This window comes from Stenotrophomonas sp. YJH_SMC_101-4, from assembly GCF_059370395.1.
Map to the genome: position 1 here is coordinate 32,682 of NZ_JCAFTP010000005.1, position 22,384 is coordinate 55,065.

Genomic DNA, 22,384 nt, shown 5'->3' on the forward strand with positions numbered 1-22,384 from the left:
TCACTGCGGCGGCGCTACCATCGGGCTTCCTGTTTCGATGGAGTGCGCGCATGCGCCGGATGGCTTGTCTGATTCCCGCCCTGCTGCTGGCGGCCTGTTCGCAGCCGGCGCCGCCGGCCGAGCCTGCAGCGGATGCGCCGCCGCCGATGGAGGCCAGCGCCCCGGCAGCGCCTGCGGCACCCCCCGCTGAGCCCACCGCCGCCGCACCGGCCGCGTCCGAAGCGGAAGCGCCCGCCGAAGACGCACGCGCGCGCATCGAGTCGCTGCTTGGCGATGCGGCGCAGTACGAAAAGGTCTTCAACGCGTTCAAGACCGCGGTGGTCGGCGGAGATCGCGCTGCCGTGGTCGAGGAAGTGCACTTCCCGTTGAACATCAGCGGCGGAAAGAAGATCACCGGCCCCGGTGAGTTCCAGCGCAACTACGAGAAGATCATCACCCCGGCGGTGGTCAAGGCGGTGTCCGAACAGGACTTCGGCAAGGTCTTCGTCAACCAGCAGGGCGTGATGATTGGCGATGGACAGGTGTGGTTGAACGGGCAGTGCCTGGACCAGGCCTGCACGAAGACCGAGGTGAAGGTCATCACCATCCAGTAAACGGAAACGGCCCCGCATGCGGGGCCGTTCCGGGAAAAGGTGCCGATCAGGCCTTCGGCGTCAGCTTCAACAGGCGCGCCTTGCTGCCATCTTCCAGCAGCCACAGCGCGCCATCCGGACCCTGTTCCACTTCGCGGATGCGCTCGCCCATGTTGAAGCGTTCGGCCTCGCGCGCGCTGTCGCCGTCGAACGCCACACGCACCAGCGAGGTCGACGACAGCCCACCGATGAAGCCGCTGCCCTTCCACTGCGGGAACAGGCTGCCGCTGTAGATCACGAAGCCGGCCGGCGAGATCACCGGCGTCCAGGTCACCTTCGGGGCGGCGAATTCCGGACGCGTGTCGTGGTCAGGAATCGGTCGGCCGTCGTAATGGTCGCCGTTGGAGACGATCGGGTAACCGTAGTTGGCGCCGCGCACGATCAGGTTCAGTTCGTCGCCGCCGGCCGGGCCCATCTCGTGTGCCCACAGCTTGCCGTTGGCGTCGAAGGCCATGCCGAGGATGTTGCGGTGGCCCAGCGACCACACCTGCGCGGCCACGCCGCCCTGCGAGGCGAACGGGTTGTCGGCCGGCAGGCTGCCGTCATCGTTGAGGCGGATGATCTTGCCGAGGTTGCCGCCCATGTCCTGCGCCGGATCGAACTTCTGCCGCTCGCTGGAGCTGATCCACAGCTTGCCGTCCGGGCCGAAAGCGAGGCGGTGGCCGTAGTGGCCCTCACCGCTGACCTTGGGGCTCTGCCGCCAGATCACCTTCAGGTCCTTGAGCTGACCGGCGCCGTTGGCGTCCAGCGCCAGCGTGGCACGGGCCACGGCAGCACCGCGGGTGTCCAGCGTGCCTTCCTCGGCGTAGCTGAGATAGATCACGTGGTTGCTTGCGAACTGCGGGTGCAGGATCACGTCACCGAAACCGCCCTGGCCGCCATAGGCGACCTTGGGAACGCCGGTGATCTCATGCTTCTGGCCGCTGGCCAGGTCCAGGTGCTGCAGCTTGCCGCGCTTCTCGGTGACCAGCAGGCTGCCGTCGGGCAGGAAGGTCATCGCCCACGGCTGGTCAAAACGGCTGACTTCGGTGGCGGTGAACGGGCGCTGGTCGGCGGCGGCGGATGCCGTGGCCTGGGCGCCGTTGGCGGCCGGGTCGGCGGCATTGCAGGCGGAGGTGGCGAGGATCGGCACCAGGCCGAGGGCGAGCAGCAGGGGCATGCGGGTCATGGGTATCTCCAGGGCGGGGATGCGGATGGCCGGGCTGTCCCTTGTATACCACTGGAGGCGTGATCGTCGTGGCCCGAAGGTCCTGCGCCCCCCCTGTGCGACGGCGGCGGGATCGTCTAGGGTGGGCACGCCCGGGCAACGCGTGCCCGACTGCCTGCCAAGGATCTGCAATGAACACTGCCATGCCCCACAAGCCGTCCACCGCCTTCATCGCCGCCTCGTGGGTGGCCCTGTTGCTGGGCGCGGCGGCCTACCTGATCGGCCTGTTCAATGCCGCCACGATGGCGCTCAACGAGAAGGGCTACTACCTGACCCTGCTGCTGTTCGGCCTGTTCGCGGCGGTGTCGCTGCAGAAGAGTGTGCGTGACCGCGTCGAGGGTATTCCGGTGAGTGGTTTGTACTACGCGTTGTGCTGGTTCGCGCTGCTGTCGGCGCTGATGCTGCTGCTGGTTGGGCTGTGGAATGCCACCCTGGCATCGAGCGAGAAGGGCTTCTATGGCATGGCCTACGCGCTGTCGCTGTTCGGTGCGGTGGCGGTGCAGAAGAACACCCGCGACCTGATCGCCGCCGGTGGCGGTGAGAGCAAGCGCAGCGCAGGCGTGCCGCCGCTGCCGGAACAGGAGTGATCGATCCGGTGTAGAGCCGAGCCATGCTCGGCTCAGTCGAGCATGGCTCGACTCTACAGACGTGGTGCGAGAGCCGAGCGTGGGCTCGGCTCTACAAAAGCATGGCGTTATCGCTTCAACCGCGGATCCGCCAGCTGTGCATCCTCCCAGCCACGACGCACCGCACCGCGCGCCTGCGCCCATTCCAGCCGGCTGCGGCCACGCTCGCTGGCCCAGCGTGATTCCAGTTCGCGCTCCACTTCCTCGTAGGCGCGGATCATGTCCTGTGCGCGAGCCGCATGTCCGATACGGTAGGCAGGCTCGTAGTCCTCGAAGAACAACTGGTCGTCGTAGTACGGCTCGGCCGTGTAGCGTTCGCGCCAGTAGTTGCTGACCGCATCGCGCGGGGTGCTGTCGTCCGGTACGCGGCCGGGGATCTGGTACTCGGTCATGGAAGGCTCCGTTGTGGACGAAGCCCGATCGTGCCTGCGTGGCGGTTAACGGCCCGGTCCGGCAGCGTGATAACCAGATCAATCCGCCGGGCATGCCGCGGCGTTACCGATCACCCGGCGTCGGCATCCTTGCGCGGCAGCTTGTAGATCACCGCGCCGATGACAAACGCCACCAGTGCTGCGGCGATGTTCTGCCAGCTGGCACTGGCGAACAGCGCCAGGCACAGCAGCAGCGCCAGCACCGGAATAAGCGGGCCACCCGGCAGCTTCAGCGCACCTGGCCGGTCGGCGTAGCGCTTGGCCAGCACCAGTACTGCCGCGGCAGTGCCGATGTAGGCGAACAAGCGCGTGGTCATCGACAGCAGGGCCAGCTGCACGAACGAACCGGACAGGGCAAGGCCGAGCGCGATCAGGCCCTGGCAGAGGATCGAGGCGGCCGGGGTGTGGAAGCGTGGGTGCACCTGCGCCAGGATCTTCGGCCCATAGCCATCGCGGGCCAGCGCGAACAGGAAGCGCGGGCCCATCATCATCGTGTTGCTGTTGGTGCCGAGGATGGAGATGGTGGCGCCGACCGTCAGGATCAGCGCAAGCGCTTCGCCACCGAAGCCGGCAGCGGCATCGGCCAGCGGCGTGGCCGAGCTGGACAGGCCGGCCAGCGTGCCCTGCGCCACCACCTGCACCGCGCCGTAGATGACGGTGACGGTGATGATCATGGTGATCAGCGCGAACGGAATGTCGCGGCGCGGATTGCGGTACTCGCCGGCCGCGGCCGGGATGTTCTCGAAGCCCGCGTAGGCATACAGCAACAGGAGCGCGGCTTCGCCCATGCGCTGCAGGTCATGCGGGTCCGGGCGCTGGCCGGAGAACGCCAGCTGTGGGTCGATATAGAACGCGCCGATGGCCACGAACAGCAGCAGCGGCAGCATTTTGCCGATCACCAGCACCACGCCGGTACGCGCGGCCGAGCGCACGCCGATGATGTTGACGCCGGTGAGGAAGCCCAGCGACACCACGATCACCGCGATGCGGCCCATGCCGGCGCCGGCCCACAGCCAGAAGCGCGCGACCGCATCGGCCAGTGCATTACTCAGTGCGGCCGCCGAACTGATGCGGGTCAACCAGATCATCCAGCCGATCTCGAACCCGGCGAATCGCCCGAACGCCTCGCGTGCATACAGGTAGCTGCCACCGGGTTCATCGAAGTAGCTGGCGGCCTGCGCGTAGCACAGCACCAGCAGCGCGACCACGATGCCGGCGGCGACCACGCCCCACAGGCTGAAGGGACCGAGCAGGGCGACGGTGGCGGCCGGCAGCAGGTAGATGCCGCTGCCGATCACATCGTTGATCGACAGGCCGACGATCTGCCAGCGGCTGACCGCGCGCTGCAGCTGCGGTTCGTCCTGCGCGCTCAACGGGCGTCTCCACTCAGTGCGGGCAGTTGCCACTGGGCCTGCAGGCGCGTGTACTCGGCACGCGGCAGCAGGACGAAGCGCGGCGCATCCTGCGGCCGCAGCCAGTTCAGCAGGGCCTGCATGCGCACCTGCGGCATGGCGGTGCAGCCGGCTGTGGCCTCGCCGGGCTGGCGCCACAGGTGGGCGAAGATGCAGCTGCCTTTGCCGGGCTGGTTGTCCGGGTTGTGGGCGATCACGAAGCCTTCCTGGTAACGCACGTCGCCCTTGTTGTGCAGGTCCAGCCGCATGGGCTCGGTGGAGCCCTTGACCGCTGCACTGCCGACCTTCTTCTCATCGACGATGCGGTTGTAGAACGGTGAACCGGGTACGTCCATGCAGTAGCTGCTGTCCAGCATCGGCTGGTAGGGCATTGCGGTACCCGGGCGGGTGACGGCATAGCCGAACGCACTGCCGAGCGCGAACACGCCCGCAGGGCTGCGGCCATCGCCTTCCTGTTTCTGCGGGCCGTCGGCCTGCGCCGGGTGCAGGCCCAGGCCCCAGGCACTGCCAGTGCGGCCGAGCGCCACCGGGAACGCCTGTCCATGCGCGTGCCAGCCCTTGCCATCGCGCACATAGGCCTGCAGCTGGCCCTGGGTGCTGTCCCAGCCATCGCTGGTGACCACGATCAGCTGGCGCGCACCATCCAGCGGCGCGGCGTGGACGGACACCGCCGCAGCAAGCAGCAGCGCAGCGGTAGCGAGGCGAACCAGCGATTTCATCAACAGGTGCTCCGGTCAGGAATCCAGCAGGTGGTCGATCCGCTCCAGGTTCACCGCCAGCTGCTGCTGGCGATCCGGATTGGTGTGGCAGAGCAGCACGAACAGGAAATCGAGCAGGGCGTGCATGGCGCTACGGTACAGCAGCTGCGCGACCTGCGGCGTGCGATCGTGCGCACACACCACCAGCGCAGCATCAGCATGCGCGCGCAGCGGGTTGGCGGTGTGGCGGGTGATGGAAATCACCTTGCCACCCATGTCCTGGAATTGCCGTGACAGCTGCGAAAGCTGGGGCAGGTTGCCGAACTCGGAGAACATCAGCAGCGCATCGCCCGGGCGTGCGGCCGACAGATTGGCCAGCATCAGGATCGGGTCGGTATGCGGCACTACCAGCAGGCCGAGCAGTGACAGCCGCATGGCGAACTCGCGGGCGAACAGGCCATCGTCACCCAGGCCATGGACGAACAGCTTCGGTGCGCCGTCGAGCAGCTGCACGATGCGCTCGATTTCCTCGCGTGGGTTGGCCTGGCGGGTTTCCTCTTCGGCCTGCGCCTTGCTGCGGCGCAGGGCGTCGCCCAGGCGCAGGTAGTCATCGCCGCTGTCGGGTTCGCTGGGGGCCTGTTGTGGATTGGCACCGGCGCGAGCCACGTCCTGGCCGATCGAGTACTTCAGGTCCGGGTAGCCCTTGAAGCCGAGCTTCTGGCTGAACTTCACCACGCTGGACTGGCTGATGCCCAACGCGCTGGCCAGCTGCTGGGACGAGTAGTCGCGCAGCAGGTGGGCGTTGTCGAGGATGAAGTCGGCGATGCGGCGCTCGATGGCCGACATCTGCCCGCGCTCGGAGCGAATCTTCAGCAGGGGCGGCATGCGGGGTGTCCGAGGGGCGTGCGTTGGAGCATAGGGGAACGCGTTGCGGTTGGCAGCGTAGAGCAGGTCATGGAGTGGGTCGGGCGGGTGGGGTTTGCAGGGGACGCCGTGAATCCGTCCATGGAGGCTTGGCCGCGCTTGCTCGTTTGCGCTGTCCTGCGCAAACGGCAAGACCGGGGTTGGGCGTCCTGCCCAACCCGCCCGAGGCATGCCTCGGGCCCATGGCGCGGACACCCCTGCAAGCCCCACCCGCCCGACCCCGAACAGATCGCGCGCGTGCCAGCCGCGAAGGGAATACGGGGTAGAGCAGAAGCAAGAGCAAAAGCATCCACGCATGGCGTGGATCTACAGGATGCAGTTGTTGCCTTTAACGTTGAGTCCGCCTTCAAGCGAGCCGAGCACCGCAGGTCCGGCGAGGGCGAAGAGGCGCGGGTGTCTGAGCGTAGCGAGTTCCTGCGCCGTCCCTCGACGGGCCGAGGAGCGCAGGGAACCGGTGCATAGCACCGGCTCGCAGCCGGCGGAGCGTTTCTTCTGGTTACTTTTCTTTTCGCGAAAAGAAAAGTAACGCCCGACCCAACGTCAGTGGCAGGCCAGGCCAGCCGCAAGGCAGAAGTCACCCCAGCATCTCCAGCCCACGCACTTCGGTGATGCCCAACCCCGGCACGTCGCTGATGCTGATCTCCGATTCGTTGAAATGCACGCCGCCGCTGACCGGGTCGAACTGGCCCAGCGAGGGGCCGTCGAGGTCGACCTTGGTGATCACATCGCTCTTGGCCACCGCCAGGTGCACGGCGGCGGCGACGCTGATGCTGGATTCAATCATGCAGCCGATCATGCACGGCACGCCGTAGATGCCGGCGATGTCGGCGATGCGGATCGCGTTGGACAGGCCGCCGGTCTTCATCAGCTTGATGTTGATGATGTCGGCCGCGCGCTGCTGGATCAGGTCCATCACCTGGCTGGGGCTGAACACGCTTTCGTCGGCCATCACCGGCGTGTTGACGCGGTCGGTGACGTACTTCAGGCCACTGATGTCCGCCGCCTTCACCGGCTGCTCCAGCAGCTCCAGTACCACGCCGGCCTCTTCCAGCGTGCGCATCGCATGCACCGCCTGCTTGGCGGTCCAGCCCTGGTTGGCGTCCAGGCGCAGCAGGGCGCGGCCTTCCACCGCCGCATGGATCGCCTTGACCCGTTCGATGTCCAGGCCGATGTCCTTGCCGACTTTGATTTTCAGCGACTCGAAGCCGCGTTCGATCGCTGAAAGCGAGTCGGCCACCATCTTGTCGATGTAGTCCACGCTGATGGTGATGTCGGTAGTAATCACCGGGTCGCCGCCACCGAGCATCTGGTACAGCGGCGCACCGTGCAGCTGCGCCCACAGGTCGTACAGCGCGATTTCCACCGCGGCCTTGGCGCTGGTGTTGCGCTCCATCGCGGTCTGCACCAGCGTGCACAGATGGTTGAGGTTGACCACGTCCTGGCCGATCAGGCGCGGGGCGATGAAGTGGCGGATCGCTTCGATGATCGAGCCGTGCGTATCGCCGGTGATCACCGCAGTGGCCGGGGCTTCACCGTAACCGGTGTGGCCGGTGTCGGTGCGGATCAGAACCACCACGTCTTCCACGGTTTCCACCGTGCGCAGGGCAGTCTTGAACGGCGTCTTCAGCGGCACGCGCAGCATGCCCAGTTCGATGGCAGTGATCTTCATTCAGGAGTCTTGGCCCGCAGGCGCTGGATGTTGGTGATGCGGTCGATGTAGCGGACGGTATCGCTGGCCATCATCGGCTCCAGCGGCGTGACCGAAACACCATTGAGGTGGGCCTGTACGCGCGTGCCGTCGGTACCGAACCAGCTGCCGCCCGCCGTATCGTGGATCACCCAGGTGCGGCCGTCGACATGGCCGATGGCCATCATCACGTGCCCGGGAATGTAGACGAGGTCGCCCACCTGCAGGTCGGTGACGGCGCGGTCGCGTACCGCTTTGCCGTCCTTGCCGGTGAAGGGCAGGCGATCCAGCGCGGGGCTGACCGCCTGTGCACTGGTATTGCGCGGCAGCAGCACGCCGAAGCTGCGGTAGATCTCGGAAACGAACCCGCTGCAGTCGCGGGTGTCGTAGTCGTGGCCCCATCCGTAGCGTTCGCCCAGGAACTTGAAGGCCTGCTGCAGCAGCAGGCGCGGGGTCAGCGGCAGGTAGTCGGCGGCGGTGTCCTGCGAGCGCGGCAGCAGCGCCGGCACCAGCTTCAGGCGCCCGTTGGCCTCGCGCACCGGCAGCTGCACCACCCACGACGCGTGCGCCTGCTGGCCGTTCACGGGTTCTGAAGCGGGCCAGTCGGCCAGCACCGGCAGGCGCACGCCCATGTCCAGCTGCAGGCGCGAGACGCGCGGTTCCTCCGGGGTGTAGGCGGTCTGCGCGGTGGCGCCGGTGACGATGCGGTACGGGCCCTTCGTGCCATAGCCGAGCACCGTGGCCTTGTCGCCGCTGGCGATGGCATCGGCCTCGATCCATGCGCTGTAGCGCTCGCTGTGCACGAACAGCCAACGGCCATCGGTACTGCGATGGACCACCGCGACCTTGTCGCCGGGGAACAGTGCCGATTCCTGGAAGCGGTCGATGTCGGTGTCACCGGCAGTGCTGAAGACCCGCTCGCGGGTGGGGAAGGTACGCAGTGCCGCGCGCTTCACCACCAGCCCGTAGGCCGGTGCCACCTGGGCAGGAATCGCATCGAGGCCGAGGTTGGCTTCGATCGCGCTGCGCAGTGCGGTCGCGATCGCCTGGCCCTTGTCGTTGTAGAGGGCGCGGGTGGGCCAACTCGACAGCGCGGTGATGCTGGCACGCACCGTCGCTGCATCAAGCTGGGCGGGCAGTGCGGCGATGTCCTGGATGTGGCTGTCCTGTGCCCGCATCCGCGCGTTCTGTGCTTCGATCTGCGCGCGATTCAGGATCGGCGCATCGGCGTTGTCCAGGCGCGCGGCCCAGTATTGCGGGGTCAGGTAGGCCTCGTGCAGGCCGATCACATAGGGCAGCGGTGCGCCGGGATCGGGTGCCACGGGAGGCTGTGCAAAGGCCGGGGCGGCCAGCAGGCACAGGGCCAGGGTCAACCGGCGCGGCCAACGCCGGCGCGGTTCGCGGGAAGCCAGGCTCATGCGGTGCACACCCTCCTCGAATGCCTGTTGGAATATTTATTCCTTTTGGCTTCGAAATCAAGAATAAATTATTGACCAGCATCCCGGCCCGTGTTACACAGCCGTTACCACCCGCGCTGGGGAAGTGTCGCTGTGGAGTCTGCCGTTCGCAAACCGTGTCTGCCTGCCGCCGCCGGTCTCTGTGCCGCGCTGCTGCTGTGGGTGTCGGCCGCGCACGCAGCAGACGAGCGCAGCAGCCAGCAGCGCGCGCGAGGAGTGCAGGTGATCGACCTGGTCGACAGCGGCCGTTTCCGCGACGCCGATGCGTTGCTGGCCACTGCACCCGCCGCCACAGACGAGCCGTTCCAGCGCGAGCGCATGCGCCGCATCCGCCTGGATTTTTCCCTCGACGAAACCGCCGCGAAGGCCGCCGTGCGCCGCTGGATTCCCGGCCTCACCGACGAGGAATTCGCGCGCTGGGACCAGCTCGGCCTGATTGAACACCTCGATATCGACGGCACGCGCTGGTACTTCAAGCGCGCACCGTCGAACCTGTTCCTGCTCAGCGATGAGGCACGCGCGCGCCGCCGCGCGGATGCACCGGTGCCGGCGCCGGGCCCGAACGAGGTGCTCAATGCACATCACGCGCACGTGCTTGCCGCGGCCCAGCAGAGTGGGCAGGCGTCGGTACTGCCGCAGCGCATTGAATTCACCCAGTCGCTCACGGTGAAAGCCGAGGCCGTACCGGCCGGCGAAACCGTGCGCGCCTGGATTCCGTACCCGCGCGAGATTCCGGGCCAGCAGGAGCAGGTGCAGTGGCTGGGCAGCGCGCCCGGTAAGGCACGCATGGCGCCAGCCAGCACCCTGCAGCGCACCGCTTATCTGGAAGCCAAAGCGGTGGCCGGGCAGCCGACCCGCTTCGAGATCCGCTACGCGGTGACGATCTTCGCGCGGCATACCGCGATCGATCCCGCCAAGGTGCAGGCCACACCGAACGATCCCGCATTGAAGCCCTACCTGGCTGAACAGCTGCCGCATGTGCGCTTCACCCCCGCGCTGAAGCTGTTCTCCGACCAGGTGCTGCAGGGCGAGGCGCGCCCGTATGAAGTAGTGCGCAAGCTGTTCGCAGCGGTCGATCGCATTCCATGGGCGGGCGCGCGCGAATACTCCACGCTCAGCAACATCAGCGATTACGCCCTGCGCGCTGGCCATGCCGACTGCGGCCAGCAGACCCTGCTGCTGATCGCATTGCTACGCATGAACGGCATTCCCGCGCGCTGGCAGTCGGGGATGGTGTTCTCCGACGATGGCAGTGGCTACAACAACCTGCATGATTGGGGGCAGGTCTACCTGGCGCCCTACGGCTGGTTGCCGATGGACGTGACCACCGGCGCGCTCGCCAGCGATGTGCCTGCACTGCGCAATTTCTATCTGGGTGGCCTCGACGGCTACCGCATCGCCTTCAACGACGATTTCGGCCAGCCCTTCGTGCCGGCCAAGCAGCATTACCGCTCGGAAACGGTCGACTCGCAGCGCGGCGAGGCCGAGTGGGCAGGCGGCAACCTGTACTTCGACCAATGGAGCTACGACTTCCAGTGGCGGGTACTGCCAGCCGGGCAACGCTAGCGCGACACATCGCAACTCATACCATTCAATTCTTGCAGGAGAGAGCAGGGGATGAAGGCTTACAGCATCAAGCGGGCGGCGTTGTGCGTCGCCCTCGGGGCGTGTCTGGGCGTAGTGCTGCCCGGCATCGCGATGGCACAGAACGTGAGCGGTGCAGTCGCCGGCCGTGCAACCGCCGGTGACCAGGTGACCGTGGTCAGCAGCAGCACCGGCCTGACCCGTACCGTCACCGTTGGCGCCGATGGCAGCTACCGCCTCGGCCAGCTGCCGGTAGGTGACTACCAGCTGCAGCTCAGCCGCGATGGCCAGAAACTGGGCGATCAGGTTGCTGTCAGTGTGGCGGTAGGTGGTACCACCACGGTCAACCTGGCCAGTGGCGGCGGCGTCACCAATCTTGATGCCCTGCAGGTGGTCGGCACCCGAGTGGTCAACCGCGTGGACGTCTACTCCACCGAGACATCCTTCAACATCAACCGCCAGGAAATCTCGCGGTTGCCGGTGGCGCAGGACCTGTCTGCGGTCGCGCTGATGGCGCCGGGCGTGGTCGGCGGCAACTCGTCATTCGGTGGCCTGTCGTTCGCCGGTTCATCGGTGGCCGAGAATGCGGTCTTCATCAACGGCCTGAATGTCACCGACATGTACACCCGTCGTGGCTTCAGCACTGCGCCATTTGCGTTCTTCAAGGAATTCCAGGTCAAGACCGGTGGCTACTCGGTCGAGTTCGGGCGCTCCACCGGCGGCGTGATCAATGCGGTAACCCGTTCGGGCAGCAACGAATTCGAAGGCGGCGTGGAAGTCACCGCTGAACCCAGTGCATGGCGCTCCAGCGGCGGCGATCACTTCCATCGTGATGGAACCCCGCATTCTTATGGCAGCCGCGACAACAACTCCTTCCTGAAGACCAACGTGTGGGGCTCCGGCCCGATCATCAAAGACAAGCTGTTCCTGTTCGCGATGTACGAAGACCGCAGCGACAAGGGACACAACACTTCGTCCGATGGCAGCACCTGGTTCAAGAATGATTCCGGCAACGGCTTCTGGGGCACCAAGCTGGACTGGAACATCAACGACAACCACAGCCTGGCGCTGCTGGCGTTCTCGGATGAGGGCGATGTCACCAATGCGTCGTACGGCTACAACTGGAACGCCGACCAGCTCGGCGCCTGGGGCGGCGATTCGGTCACCGAGACCGGCGGCCGCAACTGGTCGGCCACCTACACCGGCCACTTCGGCCAGAACTTCACCGCCCGTGCCATGGTCGGCCAGAACAACCAGCGTGCGTTCACCAATTCGTCGTTGGACCAGGCCTGCAGCCCGGTGTTCACCGACAGTACGTATGGCCCGCGACTGGGCAAGCTGCAGGGTCTTCGTGCCGGCTGCCATCCTACCGGTACGGCGGTGGCCGAGCGTGACGATACCCGTGACGTGGCGCGACTGGACTTCGAATGGCAGCTGGGTGATCACCTGCTGCGCTTCGGTGTCGACCGCGAGTTGATGACCACCAAGCAATCCACACGCTACCCCGGTCCGACCGAACTGAGCTATACCGCCTACGTGGCGCGACCGGGCGATGAAGTCTGGGATGGCGCCAACGCCTACGTGCCGGCGGGCGTTACCGAAATGCTGCGTGCGCGAAACCGCAAATCGGGCGGCACGTTCGAGACTGAAGCCAATGCCTTCTACGTGGAGGACATCTGGAACATCACGCCGAACCTGATGCTCAACCTCGGCGTGCGCTGGGACCGTTTCGAAAACCGCACTGCCGCCGGCAAGGCGTTCATCAAGATGGACGACCTGATCGCGCCACGTGTCGGCTTCTCGTGGGACATGCGCGGTGACGGCAGCACCAAGCTGTTCGGCAACGCTGGCCGCTACTACCTGCCGGTCACCAACAACATCAACGTGAACTTCGCCGGTGGCCTCACTGACGAATACAGCTACTACGTGCTCAACGGCTGGGAGCGGAAAACCTCGCCGACAGGCTCACCGTACATGGCACCGATCGTCGGCCAGCAGATCGGCCCGACCGACACCCGCATGAACACCGGCGGTGCCGACCTGCGCCAGAGTGTGGATCGCGACCTCAAGGCGGTCTACCAGGACGAGTACATCCTGGGCTTCCAGAACATGATCAACCAGGCATGGTCGTGGGGCGTCAACGCCACCTATCGACGGATGACCCGTGCGCTGGACGACATCCGCATCAATTACACCCCGTGCGGCCCGACCCCGAGCACGCTGTGGCCGATCGCCAACCCGGGCGAGAGCCTGACGATCTGGGGTGATAAGAGCATCGGCTGCGCCAACGAGGGCTGGATCACCATCGATACCGCCAACAGCGGTTATCGCAAGGGTGGCAGCGGCGAGGTGATCGGTTACTCCAAGCCCAAGCGCACCTACAAGGCACTGGAGTTCCAGATCGACCGTGCATGGGACGAGAAGTGGATGTTCAACGCGTCCTACCTGTGGTCGAAGAGCGAGGGCAATTTCGAAGGCCCTGTGAATTCCGATACCAACTACGGCGACACGGGCATGGTTCAGTTCTGGGACCATCCGGCCACCAACGAGCGCTATGGCGTGCTGTTCAACGACTTCCGCCACCAGTTCAAGCTGCGTGCCGCTTACGCGCTGAACAAGCAATGGTCGTTCGGAACCACGCTGCAGGTGCAGTCCGGTGGTCCGATCACGGCCTACGGCGTGATGTGGCCAAACGATTCCATCGCCGGTGGTAGTACCTCCAGCGAAGGTAGCGGTGGTGGCACCGGCTGGCTGTGCGTGGCCAACTGTTCCGGTCCGTACAACCAGCGGCAGTTCGAGTACAGCCCACGCGGTGCGTTCGGTCGCCTGCCGTGGACCTGGACCATGGGCGCCAATGTGACCTGGCGTTTGCCGGTGGAGGGCATCGACCTCAGTGCACGGCTGTCGGTGTACAACCTGTTCAACAACCAGAAGACCATCAACGTGCACCAGCGCTATGAAGCGCAGCCCGGCCAGTACCGCGAGGCGACGTTCGGCACCGGGACGCGCTGGCAGGCCCCGCGCTACACCCAGCTGGTGGTGACCTGGAACTTCTGAGGCCACGATCCGCGCCGTCCACCGTGACGGCGCGGGCAATGGAAGGGCTGCGCGCATGTACCACCTGCTGATCGTCGCGGCGGCACTGGCCGCACCGTCCGCTTCGGCGACCGACATCGCCTCCCTCGATGCCGACGTCGCCGCCGTGGTCCAGCACGAGCACCTGCCTGGGCTGGCCATGGCGGTGGTCGAGCAGGGGCGTGTGGTGTACCAGCATGCCGAGGGCGCGCGCGGCGATGGCGGCCATATCGACCAGGACACGCTGTTCAAGATCGCCTCCAACAGCAAGGCGATGACCGCCGCGCTGCTGGCGCGGCTGGTGCAGCAGGGCAAGCTGCGCTGGGAGGATCCGGTGCGGCGGCATCTGCCGGGCTTCCGCATGCACGATGCGTGGGTGGGCGAGCAGATGCAGGTGCGCGACCTGCTGATCCACAACAGCGGCCTGGGCCTGGGCGCCGGTGACCTGATGCTGTGGCCGGAACCGAACACGTTCACCCGCGCCGACATCATTGCCGGGCTGGCGCACCTGAAGCCGGTCAGTAGTTTTCGCAGCCACTACGCCTACGACAACCTGATGTATGTGGTGGCAGGTGAAGTGGCGGCGGCGGCGGGTGGCAGGCCGTATGACCAGCTGATGCGCGAGCAGGTGTTCGAGCCACTGGGCATGACGCGCTGCCAGGTGGGGGCGTGGTCGGTGAAGCGCGTGGGCAACGTGGCGCAGCCGCATGCCCGGCGCGGTGATCGCAATAATAAAGTGGTGAACGCCGATGGAGCGATCAGCCCGGACCAACCCTCGATGGCGGCTGGGGGCATCCGCTGTTCGTTGCGCGACATGACGCGCTGGATGCAGGTGCTGCTGGATCCTGCGCTGGTGCCGGAATGGCTGGGCGCTGAGCAGCGCCGCACGCTGTGGACCCTGCACATGCCCATGCCGCTGGGCGAGCGCCAGCGGCGCTGGGACAACGCGCATTTCTACGGTTATGGGTATGGCTGGCGCGTGTCGGACATGGACGGGCAGTGGAAGGTGGCCCACACCGGCACGCTGTCGGGCATGTATTCGTCGCTGGCGCTGCTGCCCGACCGCAGGGTGGGCGTGGTGATGCTGATCAACGGCGAAGGCGAGGATGCGCGCACCGCGCTGATGCAGGCCACGCTGAAGCGCTTCACCGCACCCGACGATGCACGCCCGGCGATGGAATACCTGGCCGAACTGAAGGCGGACCAGGCCGCTCGTGCGGCAACCGGGCATCAGCGACCTGTGACTTCATCTGCGCAGCGACTCGCGGCTTCCGATCTGCAGCGCTGGCAGGGCCGCTACACCGATCCCTGGCTGGGCCCGGCCTCGCTGTGCCCGGGCAAGGACGGCCTGCGCTTCAGCGTCGACAAGTCGCCAGCGCTGCAGGCGGCCGTGCTGAAGTTGCAGGGGCGCTGGCTGCTGCGCTGGGATACGCTTGGCGACGAAGCGCAGGCGTGGTTGCAGCCAGGCGAGGGCCCGGTACCGACGCTGGACCTGCGCGCCATCGATCCGGACATCGACTTCAGCTATGACTTCCAGGACCTGCATTTCACTCGTACTGGCGACTGCGCTGGCAGCGACCGCCAGCGCCGCTGAGCCACCGCGTGTTTCACCGGCCACCGACGCGGCCAGCGCTGGTTTGGTGGAGATCCGCACGTTGTCGCCAGGCATCGACATGGACATCCGCTACGCCGGCGCCAATAACTTCACCGGCGCGCGCGTGCCCGGCTACGAGGCGTCGTCCTGCTACCTGCTGGCGCCGGTGGCGAAAGCGCTGGCGCAGGTGGAACAGGATCTGCGCGCTCAGGGTTTCGGCCTGCGGCTCTACGATTGCTATCGGCCGGTGCGTTCGGTGCAGGCCTTCATGGCCTGGGTGAACGATCCGCGCGAGCTCTCGCGCAAGGCGCAGCAGTATCCGGACCTGGACAAGCCGCGCCTGCTGGCCGATGGCTACATCGCCGAACGCTCCGGCCACAGCCGCGGTGCCACGGTGGATCTGGGCCTGCTGGATTGCCGCAGCAGAGCATGTACGCCGCTGGACATGGGCACCGACTTCGATTTCTTCGGGCCACGCGCGCATACGCAGACGAGCGGGCTGAGTGAGACGCAGCAGGCGAACCGGCGGCAACTGGTGCAGGCAATGGCACGGCGTGGTTTCGTGAACTATCCGCAGGAGTGGTGGCACTACACGTTCCAGCCCGAACCGGATCCCGGCACCGCGTACGACGTCCCAGTGCGGTAGGGGTATCGGCAGGGCTGCGCCCTGCACCTGCAGAGGCAACTGCAACGGCCGAAGCAACAGCTGGCATTCCGTGGGATGGCTGGGTGGGTCCGGTTGCGTGGGACGCTGCAAGTCCCCCTCCGGGGTCCGGCCCAGCCGCTGGCGGCTGTGCGTTCGGGCGCTTGCGAAGCAGTGCTTCGCAAGCAAAGCGCCCTCACCCATGTAAGCTCGGTCGCCGCTTGCTCGTGCGCGCAGTCCTGCACGCACGGCAAGGCCAGGGTTGGGCGTCCTGCCCAACCCGCCCGAGGCATGCCTCCGGCCCATGCGGCTCACGCCCCCGCAACCGGACCCACCCAGCCTTCGACAATTCCCCGCGCGGTCCGTTGTAGAGCCGAGCCCATGCTCGGCTGCTCTTTGTTCAATCGTCGAGATATTCGATTTCGAGAGATTCACCCACGCATGGCGTGGATCTACCGTGGCTGCCGGATTGGGTCCGGGGCAGATCCCTTACACTGGCCGCCATCCCACCGCTGCCCACCCGATGAACCTTCCCCTGCACTTCGGCCTGCTCGGTACCCTGGAAGCGGGCGCCATCGCCCTGCTGGTCGGGCTGCTGGTGTACTTCCTGTGGTCGCAGCTGTGCCGGCTCCTGCACTGGACAGTCGGCCACGCGATCGGCTGGTCCTGCGTCATCGCCGTGATCATCTCCGCCGGCATCGATGCATGGAAGCTGTTCTACATGGGCATCGTGCGGCTGGAATCCCCACTGTACGCGCGCCTGTTCCTCGCCACCATCCATGATCCGAACGAACTCGGCAGCCGCGTGGTGCTGGAAATCGCCGGCGCGCTCGCCGGTGTTGCCCTCGGCTGGGTGTTGTTCAGTTCGCGGTCATCGGCACAGAACGTCGACTGACGCAGGTTTTTCGTTGGTTGCCGGTTAAATCCGGCAGCGCTGAATGCGCATCTTATGAGCTGCTCACTTGCTGCTAACCACCGCGCTAAAGCATGCATGGGGGCGAGTGGTTAATCGTGCGTGTTGACGCCGGTCGCGTGGCAAAATCGATTCAGAAACGCGGTGGCAGGGTAGGTGCTGTGCGGAGACAACATGCCGCGCAACACCACCCAATTGGTAGGAGACACCCCTGATGACTATTCGCAACCGCAAGCCCCTGATCGCCCTGATCGTCGCCGCCGGCAGCGTGCTGGCCATTCCGGCGATGGCCCAGTCGGCCAAGCAGCAGGCCGCGCAGGCACAGAACGAAGCCGCCCAGGCGCAGCAGTCGGCGGCACAGGCAGGGCAGGCGGCTGACCAGGCGACCAATGCGGCCGCCGCGGCATCGGCGCAGGCCAATGGCGGTGGCCAGACCTGGGCCAGCATCGATACCGATGGCAACGGCACCATCAGCAAGACCGAGGCACAGGTGAACGCGGGCCTGGCCCAGGTGTTCGACCAGGCCGATACCAACAAGGACGGCGAACTGAGCGCCGATGAGTACAAGGCCTACGTGGCCGCGCAGCAGGCCGGTGCGGGTGCTGGCGCGGCCCAGGGCCGCTGATCCACACCTGATTCGGGAAGACCGGTGCATGGGGACCCGGGCGGCTGCGGCCGCCCGGGTTTTTCTCGTCATCGCCACCCCTGTATCCTTGGCCGATGAACACCTCCACGCCTGCGCCGTCGCGCGCCATCGGCCTGGTCGGTTTTGACGGTGACGATACGCTGTGGAAGAGCGAGGACTACTACCGCAAGGCCGAGCAGGATTACCTTGACCTGCTGTCGCGCTACGTCGACGTGCATGACACCCAGACCGCGCGCCACCTGCTGGAAGTGCAGCAGCGCCACCTGGGCACCTTCGGCTACGGCGTGAAGAGCATGACCCTGTCGATGATCGAAGCGGCCATCGACATCACCGCTCAGCGTATCGGGGCCAAGGACATCCAGCGCATTCTGGATATCGGCCACGACACCCTGCGCCATCCGGTCGAGCTGATCGACGGTGTGCGCGAAGCCGTGGCGGCCATCGCCGAGCACTACCCGGTGGTGCTGATCACCAAGGGCGACCTGTTCCACCAGGAAGCCAAGATCAAGGTCGCCAACCTGGGCGAGCTGTTCCCGCGCATCGAGATCGTCTCGGAGAAGGACCCGGAAACCTACGCCCGCGTGCTGGCCGAATTCGATCTGCCGATGCAGCGCTTCGTGATGGTCGGCAACTCGCTGCGTTCGGACATCGAGCCGGTGGTCACCCTCGGTGGCTGGGGCGTGCATACCCCGTATGCAGTGACCTGGGCACACGAGACCCAGCACGGCGTGGCCGACGATGAACCGCGCATGGTCACCGCCGATACCGCCCACGACTGGCCGGCCGCACTGGCGGCGATCGAAGCCAAGGCCGCTGCGGCCGCCTGACAGGGCCCGGCGGCTGCGGCAGAATCGGGGCATGAATTACCGACTGCGCGTGTTGCTGTTGTCCCTGCTGCTGGTGCCGGCCACCGTGCTGGCCCAGCAGACCGCCGAGCGTTCGGCAGCCTACGAGGTGGCAACCGGCGACAGCTGGGTTGATGCCCAGCTGCAGGACATCAACCATTACGCCGAACGCTACCCGGATGCCTTTCTCGATGAGGTCTCGCGCTATGCCGACGTGCCGCGTGGCTACATCAGCGCGCTGTTCACCACCCACGGTTGTCAGGCTGGGGATATCTACTTCGCCTGTTTCTGGGCCAAGGCCAGCGGCCAGACCTGCCGTGAGAGCGTGCGCGCCTTCAGCCAGGACCCGGAGGGCGGCTGGGAGGCGGTGGTGAAGCGCATGCCCACCACGCCGGACAACCTGCATTACCGCGCCGTGCGCCATGCCATCGTGGCCAGCTACCAGCACTGGGACCGGCCGATCACCCTGGATGCCACCCTCAGGCGCCAGTTGAAGCGGTAGCGCCGGGCCAAGCCCGGCGAGCGCGCAGCGCGGCCTTGGGATCCGCCGGGCATGGCCCGGCGCTACCGATGTTTCATGTTGCTCTGCATATCGCCGCCGCCACGCACTCCGGCGACAATACGGGTTCGAGCTGTTCCCCGTTCCCGTAATCGAGTGACTGATGAGCGCCTCTTTCGTTTCGCCTGATGTGATCCGCCGCCTGTTCGCACAGGCCATGTCCCGCATGTACCGCACCGAAGTGCCGTTGTACGGCACGCTGGTGGAACTGGTGGAGCGGATCAACGCGCAGGTGCTGGAGCAGGACCCGGCGCTGGCCGCGCAGCTGCAGCGCAACGACGAGCGCGCACGCCTGGATGAAGAGCGCCACGGCGCGATCCGCGTCGGCACCGTGCAGGAACTGGCGACGCTGCGCCGCCTGTTCGCCGTGATGGGCATGTACCCGGTCGGCTACTACGACCTGTCGGTCGCGGGCGTGCCGGTGCATTCCACCGCGTTCCGCCCGCTTACCGGCGCCGCGCTGGCGCAGAACCCGTTCCGCGTGTTCACCTCGCTGCTGCGCCTGGAGCTGATCGAAGACGAAGCGCTGCGTGCCGAATCGGCGAAGATCCTTGCGCGCCGCCGCATCTTCACCGAGGGCGCGCTGGCACTGATCGACCAGGCCGAGCGTGACGGTGGCCTGGCGCAGGCCGATGCCGAGCGCTTCGTCGAGCAAGCACTGGAAACCTTCCGTTGGCACGGCGATGCCACGGTCGACCTGCCGACCTACCACGCGCTGCACAACGCGCATCGGCTGGTGGCCGACGTGGTCAGTTTCCGCGGCCCGCACATCAATCACCTGACCCCGCGCACGCTGGACATCGACGCTGCGCAGGCGGCGATGATCGAACACGGCATGGCGGCCAAGGCGGTGATCGAAGGCCCGCCGCGCCGCGCCTGCCCGATCCTGCTGCGCCAGACCAGCTTCAAGGCGCTGGAAGAGGCAGTGCATTTCCCGGACGCGGAAGGTGGCGATGCCGGCACGCATACCGCGCGCTTCGGCGAGATCGAACAGCGCGGCCTTGCGCTGACCCCGAAGGGCCGCGCGCTGTACGACCAGCTGCTGTCGCAGGCACGCGATGCCGGTGGCGAAGGCAGCACCGGCGGCGACTACGGCCAGCGCCTGCAGGCGGTGTTCGCCAGCTTCCCGGATGACCATGACACGCTGCGCCAGGAAGGACTGGGCTATTACCGCTACCAGCTGACCGACGCCGGCCGTGCCGCGCCCGAGCGCGTGGCGGATCTGCCGGCTGAAGTGCTGGTGGCCGCGGGCCTGGCGACGGCCGACCCGATCGTCTACGAGGATTTCCTGCCGGTCAGCGCCGCGGGCATCTTCCAGTCGAACCTGGGCGGCGAAGAACAGCGCGCGTATGCCGCGCACGCCAACCGCGAGGCCTTCGAGCAGGCGCTGGGCGTGGCGGTGAATGACGAGTTCGAGATCTACGAGCGGCTGCAGGCGGAATCGCTGGCGGCGCTGCGCGCCTGATCGGCACCGCTTTGGTGCGCGTGGTGGGTGCGGACCAAGGTCCGCACCCACTGGAAGCTGGTAGCGCCGGGCCATGCCCGGCGAACCGAGAATAAGCAGCCCTTCATCGTGCCGGTATCCAGCCAGCGCTGGTGCCACGACAGCGCTTCCGGCAGCAGGTGCGGGGTGTGCTTGCCGTAGCTTTCGCGGCTGGCACGATCGAAGTAATCCTGCAGCTGCGGGCGGAAATCCGGGTGCGCGCAGTTGTCGATCAGCACCTGCGCGCGCTTGCGCGGGGTCAGGCCACGCAGGTCGGCCAGGCCCTGTTCGGTGACGATCACCGACACGTCGTGCTCGGTGTGATCGACATGGCTGGCCATCGGCACGATCGCCGAGATGGTGCCGTTCTTTGCAGTGGACGGGCTCAGGAACGCCGACAGGAAACCGTTGCGGGCAAAGTCACCCGAACCGCCAATGCCGTTCATGATCCTCGTGCCTATCACGTGCGTCGAATTGACGTTGCCATAGATGTCCACTTCGATCATGCCGTTCATGCCGATGCAGCCCAGGCGGCGCACCAGTTCGGGGTGGTTGGAGATCTCCTGCGTGCGCATGATGATGCGCTCGCGGTAGAAATCGATGTTCTCCTTGAACGTCTCGTTGGCCTGTGGGCTCAGCGCAAAACCCGTGCACGAGGCATAGCTCAGCACGCCGTCGCGCAGCAGGTCGAGCATGCCGTCCTGGATCACCTCGGTGAACGCAGCCAGGTCGCGGAAACCGCTCTTGGCCAGGCCGGCCAGCACCGCGTTGGGGATGTTGCCCACGCCCGACTGCAGCGGCAGCAGGTTCGGCGGCAGGCGGCCCTTCTTCACCTCGTGCTTGAGGAACTCGATCAGGTGCGAGGCGATCTGTTCGCTGGTTGCATCGATCGGGCTGAACGGGCTGTTGCGGTCCGGGCCGTTGGTACGCACCACGGCCACGATCTTGTCCGGGTCGCAGCGCAGCGCGGTGTCGCCGATGCGGTCGTTGGCGTTCACCAGCGGAATCGGCTTGCGGTGCGGCGGCAGCGCGGTGCCGTAGTAGATGTCGTGCATGCCGTCGACGCCGGCCGGCTGCCATTCGTTGACCTCGACGATCACCTTCTTGGCCAGGTCCAACCAGGTCTTGTTGTTGCCGACCGAGGTGGAGGGCACCAGCGAGCCATCTTCGCGGATGGCCGAGACTTCGATCACCGCAGTATCGATCTCGCCGTAGAAGCCGAACCACACGTGCTGGGCCACGTGGCTGAGGTGGATGTCGATGTAATCCAGCTTGCCCTCGTTGATGCGGTTGCGTGCATCCGGGTCGCTCTGGAACGGCATGCGCATGGCGATGCCATCAGCCTTGGCCAGCGCGCCATCGAGTTCCGGCGCGGTGGAGGCGCCGGTCATCAGGCTGATCTGGAAGGGCTGGCCCTGGGCATGCACCGATTCGATGCGGCGGGCCAGTTCCACGGGAACGGCCTTGGGATACCCGGAGCCGGTAAAGCCGCTCATGGCCACGGTTTCACCGGGCTGGATCAGCGCGGCTGCGGCCTCTGCGGAGACCACGCGGTCACGGAGACGCGCGTTGGCGATGCGATCAACAGACATGACGACACGTGTTGCTGGGGGGAATTCCGATTATCGGCCATCCTCATCCGTACGGGGGGTTCTACCTTCGTGGAATGGCTTTTCACCGGAGGGCTCACCCATACCCGCCGGTTTTGTTTTGCAGTGCAGCGTGCAAAGTGCTTTCGCAGCCCGCACGATGGCCCTGCATCCCGACGTGGGGGAGGGAGCAGAGCCCGCTGGCAGTTCGCTGCAAGCGGGCTTTTTTATTGCCTGTCATCCAGTATGAATACGCGGCACCCCTTCAGGGTCGGATCCTTTTGCCAAGGGCAAAAGGCTCTGACCCCACCCGCGGCATCAAGCGGCGGCATCTCGGGGGCAGAGCCCTTCGCCGTTGGCAAAGGGATCCGACCCCGCG

At 66.3% G+C, this 22,384-nt stretch carries 18 protein-coding genes and 1 pseudogene; 11 read left to right on the forward strand and 8 right to left on the reverse strand.

The window, feature by feature from the left end:
• The first annotated feature begins 50 nt into the window (after positions 1 to 50).
• Positions 51 to 593, forward strand: a complete 543-nt coding sequence (locus AC5P8D_RS16695) for a hypothetical protein (RefSeq protein WP_197579474.1) — start codon at positions 51 to 53, stop codon at positions 591 to 593.
• A gap of 46 nt (positions 594 to 639) precedes the next feature.
• Here AC5P8D_RS16695 and AC5P8D_RS16700 read toward each other — a convergent pair whose 3' ends face one another.
• Positions 640 to 1,800 carry a PQQ-dependent sugar dehydrogenase gene (locus AC5P8D_RS16700; protein ID WP_197645755.1) on the reverse strand — a complete coding sequence of 387 codons (1,161 nt, stop codon included), beginning with the start codon at positions 1,798 to 1,800 and terminating at the stop codon, positions 640 to 642.
• Between the two features lie 170 nt (positions 1,801 to 1,970).
• Here AC5P8D_RS16700 and yiaA point away from each other — a divergent pair, with 170 nt between their 5' ends.
• The gene (gene yiaA / locus AC5P8D_RS16705; RefSeq protein WP_010484216.1) at positions 1,971 to 2,426 is read left to right on the forward strand and encodes an inner membrane protein YiaA; all 456 of its coding nucleotides are present in this window, start codon (positions 1,971 to 1,973) and stop codon (positions 2,424 to 2,426) included.
• Between the two features lie 107 nt (positions 2,427 to 2,533).
• On the opposite strand, the gene AC5P8D_RS16710 is transcribed toward yiaA, so the two are convergent.
• The 6 genes from AC5P8D_RS16710 to AC5P8D_RS16735 all read right to left on the reverse strand — a co-directional run bounded on the left by AC5P8D_RS16710 (position 2,534) and on the right by AC5P8D_RS16735 (position 9,035).
• Complete coding sequence (locus AC5P8D_RS16710) at positions 2,534 to 2,857, reverse strand: hypothetical protein (protein ID WP_019336755.1); 324 nt, start codon at positions 2,855 to 2,857, stop codon at positions 2,534 to 2,536.
• Positions 2,858 to 2,967: 110 nt separating this feature from the next.
• Entirely contained in the window at positions 2,968 to 4,269 is a 1,302-nt protein-coding gene (locus AC5P8D_RS16715; RefSeq protein WP_495203506.1) for an APC family permease, read from the reverse strand.
• The gene (locus tag AC5P8D_RS16720) at positions 4,266 to 5,027 is read right to left on the reverse strand and encodes a L,D-transpeptidase family protein (protein ID WP_197579477.1); all 762 of its coding nucleotides are present in this window, start codon (positions 5,025 to 5,027) and stop codon (positions 4,266 to 4,268) included. Before AC5P8D_RS16720 ends, AC5P8D_RS16715 begins: the two co-directional genes overlap by 4 nt.
• A gap of 15 nt (positions 5,028 to 5,042) precedes the next feature.
• A complete protein-coding gene (locus AC5P8D_RS16725; RefSeq protein WP_010484212.1) occupies positions 5,043 to 5,891 on the reverse strand; it encodes a MurR/RpiR family transcriptional regulator in 849 nt (282 codons plus the stop codon).
• Positions 5,892 to 6,504: 613 nt separating this feature from the next.
• Positions 6,505 to 7,599 (reverse strand): dipeptide epimerase, encoded by a 1,095-nt coding sequence (locus AC5P8D_RS16730; protein ID WP_012478950.1) that lies wholly within the window; start codon positions 7,597 to 7,599, stop codon positions 6,505 to 6,507.
• Positions 7,596 to 9,035, reverse strand: coding sequence for an SH3 domain-containing protein (locus tag AC5P8D_RS16735; protein WP_191850521.1), 1,440 nt, complete (start codon positions 9,033 to 9,035; stop codon positions 7,596 to 7,598). Before AC5P8D_RS16735 ends, AC5P8D_RS16730 begins: the two co-directional genes overlap by 4 nt.
• A gap of 132 nt (positions 9,036 to 9,167) precedes the next feature.
• Between AC5P8D_RS16735 and AC5P8D_RS16740 the strand changes: the two genes are divergently transcribed.
• From AC5P8D_RS16740 to hglS, 9 genes are all read left to right on the forward strand, one after another.
• Positions 9,168 to 10,640: a transglutaminase-like domain-containing protein gene (locus AC5P8D_RS16740; RefSeq protein ID WP_191850523.1), complete on the forward strand. Its 1,473-nt coding sequence runs from the start codon at positions 9,168 to 9,170 to the stop codon at positions 10,638 to 10,640.
• A gap of 51 nt (positions 10,641 to 10,691) precedes the next feature.
• Positions 10,692 to 13,715, forward strand: a complete 3,024-nt coding sequence (locus tag AC5P8D_RS16745) for a TonB-dependent receptor (RefSeq protein ID WP_043399995.1) — start codon at positions 10,692 to 10,694, stop codon at positions 13,713 to 13,715.
• Between the two features lie 55 nt (positions 13,716 to 13,770).
• On the forward strand, positions 13,771 to 15,327 hold the full coding sequence (locus AC5P8D_RS16750; protein WP_197654663.1) for a serine hydrolase domain-containing protein: 1,557 nt from the start codon (positions 13,771 to 13,773) through the stop codon (positions 15,325 to 15,327).
• Positions 15,260 to 15,973 (forward strand): M15 family metallopeptidase, encoded by a 714-nt coding sequence (locus AC5P8D_RS16755; protein WP_032952565.1) that lies wholly within the window; start codon positions 15,260 to 15,262, stop codon positions 15,971 to 15,973. The genes AC5P8D_RS16750 and AC5P8D_RS16755 overlap by 68 nt, the downstream gene beginning before the upstream one ends.
• A gap of 520 nt (positions 15,974 to 16,493) precedes the next feature.
• A complete protein-coding gene (locus AC5P8D_RS16760) occupies positions 16,494 to 16,865 on the forward strand; it encodes a hypothetical protein (protein WP_010484205.1) in 372 nt (123 codons plus the stop codon).
• A gap of 232 nt (positions 16,866 to 17,097) precedes the next feature.
• Positions 17,098 to 17,508: an EF-hand domain-containing protein gene (locus AC5P8D_RS16765; protein ID WP_004139214.1), complete on the forward strand. Its 411-nt coding sequence runs from the start codon at positions 17,098 to 17,100 to the stop codon at positions 17,506 to 17,508.
• Between the two features lie 95 nt (positions 17,509 to 17,603).
• Complete coding sequence (locus tag AC5P8D_RS16770; protein ID WP_010484203.1) at positions 17,604 to 18,356, forward strand: HAD family hydrolase; 753 nt, start codon at positions 17,604 to 17,606, stop codon at positions 18,354 to 18,356.
• Positions 18,357 to 18,387: 31 nt separating this feature from the next.
• Positions 18,388 to 18,876 carry a hypothetical protein gene (locus tag AC5P8D_RS16775; protein WP_495203507.1) on the forward strand — a complete coding sequence of 163 codons (489 nt, stop codon included), beginning with the start codon at positions 18,388 to 18,390 and terminating at the stop codon, positions 18,874 to 18,876.
• 160 nt (positions 18,877 to 19,036) lie between these two features.
• Positions 19,037 to 20,398, forward strand: coding sequence for a 2-oxoadipate dioxygenase/decarboxylase HglS (gene hglS, locus AC5P8D_RS16780; RefSeq protein ID WP_010484201.1), 1,362 nt, complete (start codon positions 19,037 to 19,039; stop codon positions 20,396 to 20,398).
• Positions 20,399 to 20,496: 98 nt separating this feature from the next.
• On the opposite strand, the pseudogene scpC reads toward hglS, so the two are convergent.
• Positions 20,497 to 22,008, reverse strand: a pseudogene (gene scpC, locus AC5P8D_RS16785) (succinyl-CoA:acetate CoA-transferase ScpC); the annotation flags it as partial.
• Positions 22,009 to 22,384 lie beyond the last annotated feature (376 nt).

Bases quoted from the DNA above. Each gene is read 5' to 3' on its own strand.
- AC5P8D_RS16695 (WP_197579474.1), top strand. From the start codon at position 51: ATGCGCCGGATGGCTTGTCTGATTCCCGCCCTGCTGCTGGCGGCCTGT.
- AC5P8D_RS16700 (WP_197645755.1), bottom strand. From the start codon at position 1,800: ATGACCCGCATGCCCCTGCTGCTCGCCCTCGGCCTGGTGCCGATCCTC.
- yiaA (WP_010484216.1), top strand. From the start codon at position 1,971: ATGAACACTGCCATGCCCCACAAGCCGTCCACCGCCTTCATCGCCGCC.
- AC5P8D_RS16710 (WP_019336755.1), bottom strand. From the start codon at position 2,857: ATGACCGAGTACCAGATCCCCGGCCGCGTACCGGACGACAGCACCCCG.
- AC5P8D_RS16720 (WP_197579477.1), bottom strand. From the start codon at position 5,027: ATGAAATCGCTGGTTCGCCTCGCTACCGCTGCGCTGCTGCTTGCTGCG.
- AC5P8D_RS16725 (WP_010484212.1), bottom strand. From the start codon at position 5,891: ATGCCGCCCCTGCTGAAGATTCGCTCCGAGCGCGGGCAGATGTCGGCC.
- AC5P8D_RS16730 (WP_012478950.1), bottom strand. From the start codon at position 7,599: ATGAAGATCACTGCCATCGAACTGGGCATGCTGCGCGTGCCGCTGAAG.
- AC5P8D_RS16735 (WP_191850521.1), bottom strand. From the start codon at position 9,035: ATGAGCCTGGCTTCCCGCGAACCGCGCCGGCGTTGGCCGCGCCGGTTG.
- AC5P8D_RS16745 (WP_043399995.1), top strand. From the start codon at position 10,692: ATGAAGGCTTACAGCATCAAGCGGGCGGCGTTGTGCGTCGCCCTCGGG.
- AC5P8D_RS16750 (WP_197654663.1), top strand. From the start codon at position 13,771: ATGTACCACCTGCTGATCGTCGCGGCGGCACTGGCCGCACCGTCCGCT.
- AC5P8D_RS16755 (WP_032952565.1), top strand. From the start codon at position 15,260: ATGACTTCCAGGACCTGCATTTCACTCGTACTGGCGACTGCGCTGGCA.
- AC5P8D_RS16760 (WP_010484205.1), top strand. From the start codon at position 16,494: ATGAACCTTCCCCTGCACTTCGGCCTGCTCGGTACCCTGGAAGCGGGC.
- AC5P8D_RS16765 (WP_004139214.1), top strand. From the start codon at position 17,098: ATGACTATTCGCAACCGCAAGCCCCTGATCGCCCTGATCGTCGCCGCC.
- AC5P8D_RS16770 (WP_010484203.1), top strand. From the start codon at position 17,604: ATGAACACCTCCACGCCTGCGCCGTCGCGCGCCATCGGCCTGGTCGGT.
- AC5P8D_RS16775 (WP_495203507.1), top strand. From the start codon at position 18,388: ATGAATTACCGACTGCGCGTGTTGCTGTTGTCCCTGCTGCTGGTGCCG.
- hglS (WP_010484201.1), top strand. From the start codon at position 19,037: ATGAGCGCCTCTTTCGTTTCGCCTGATGTGATCCGCCGCCTGTTCGCA.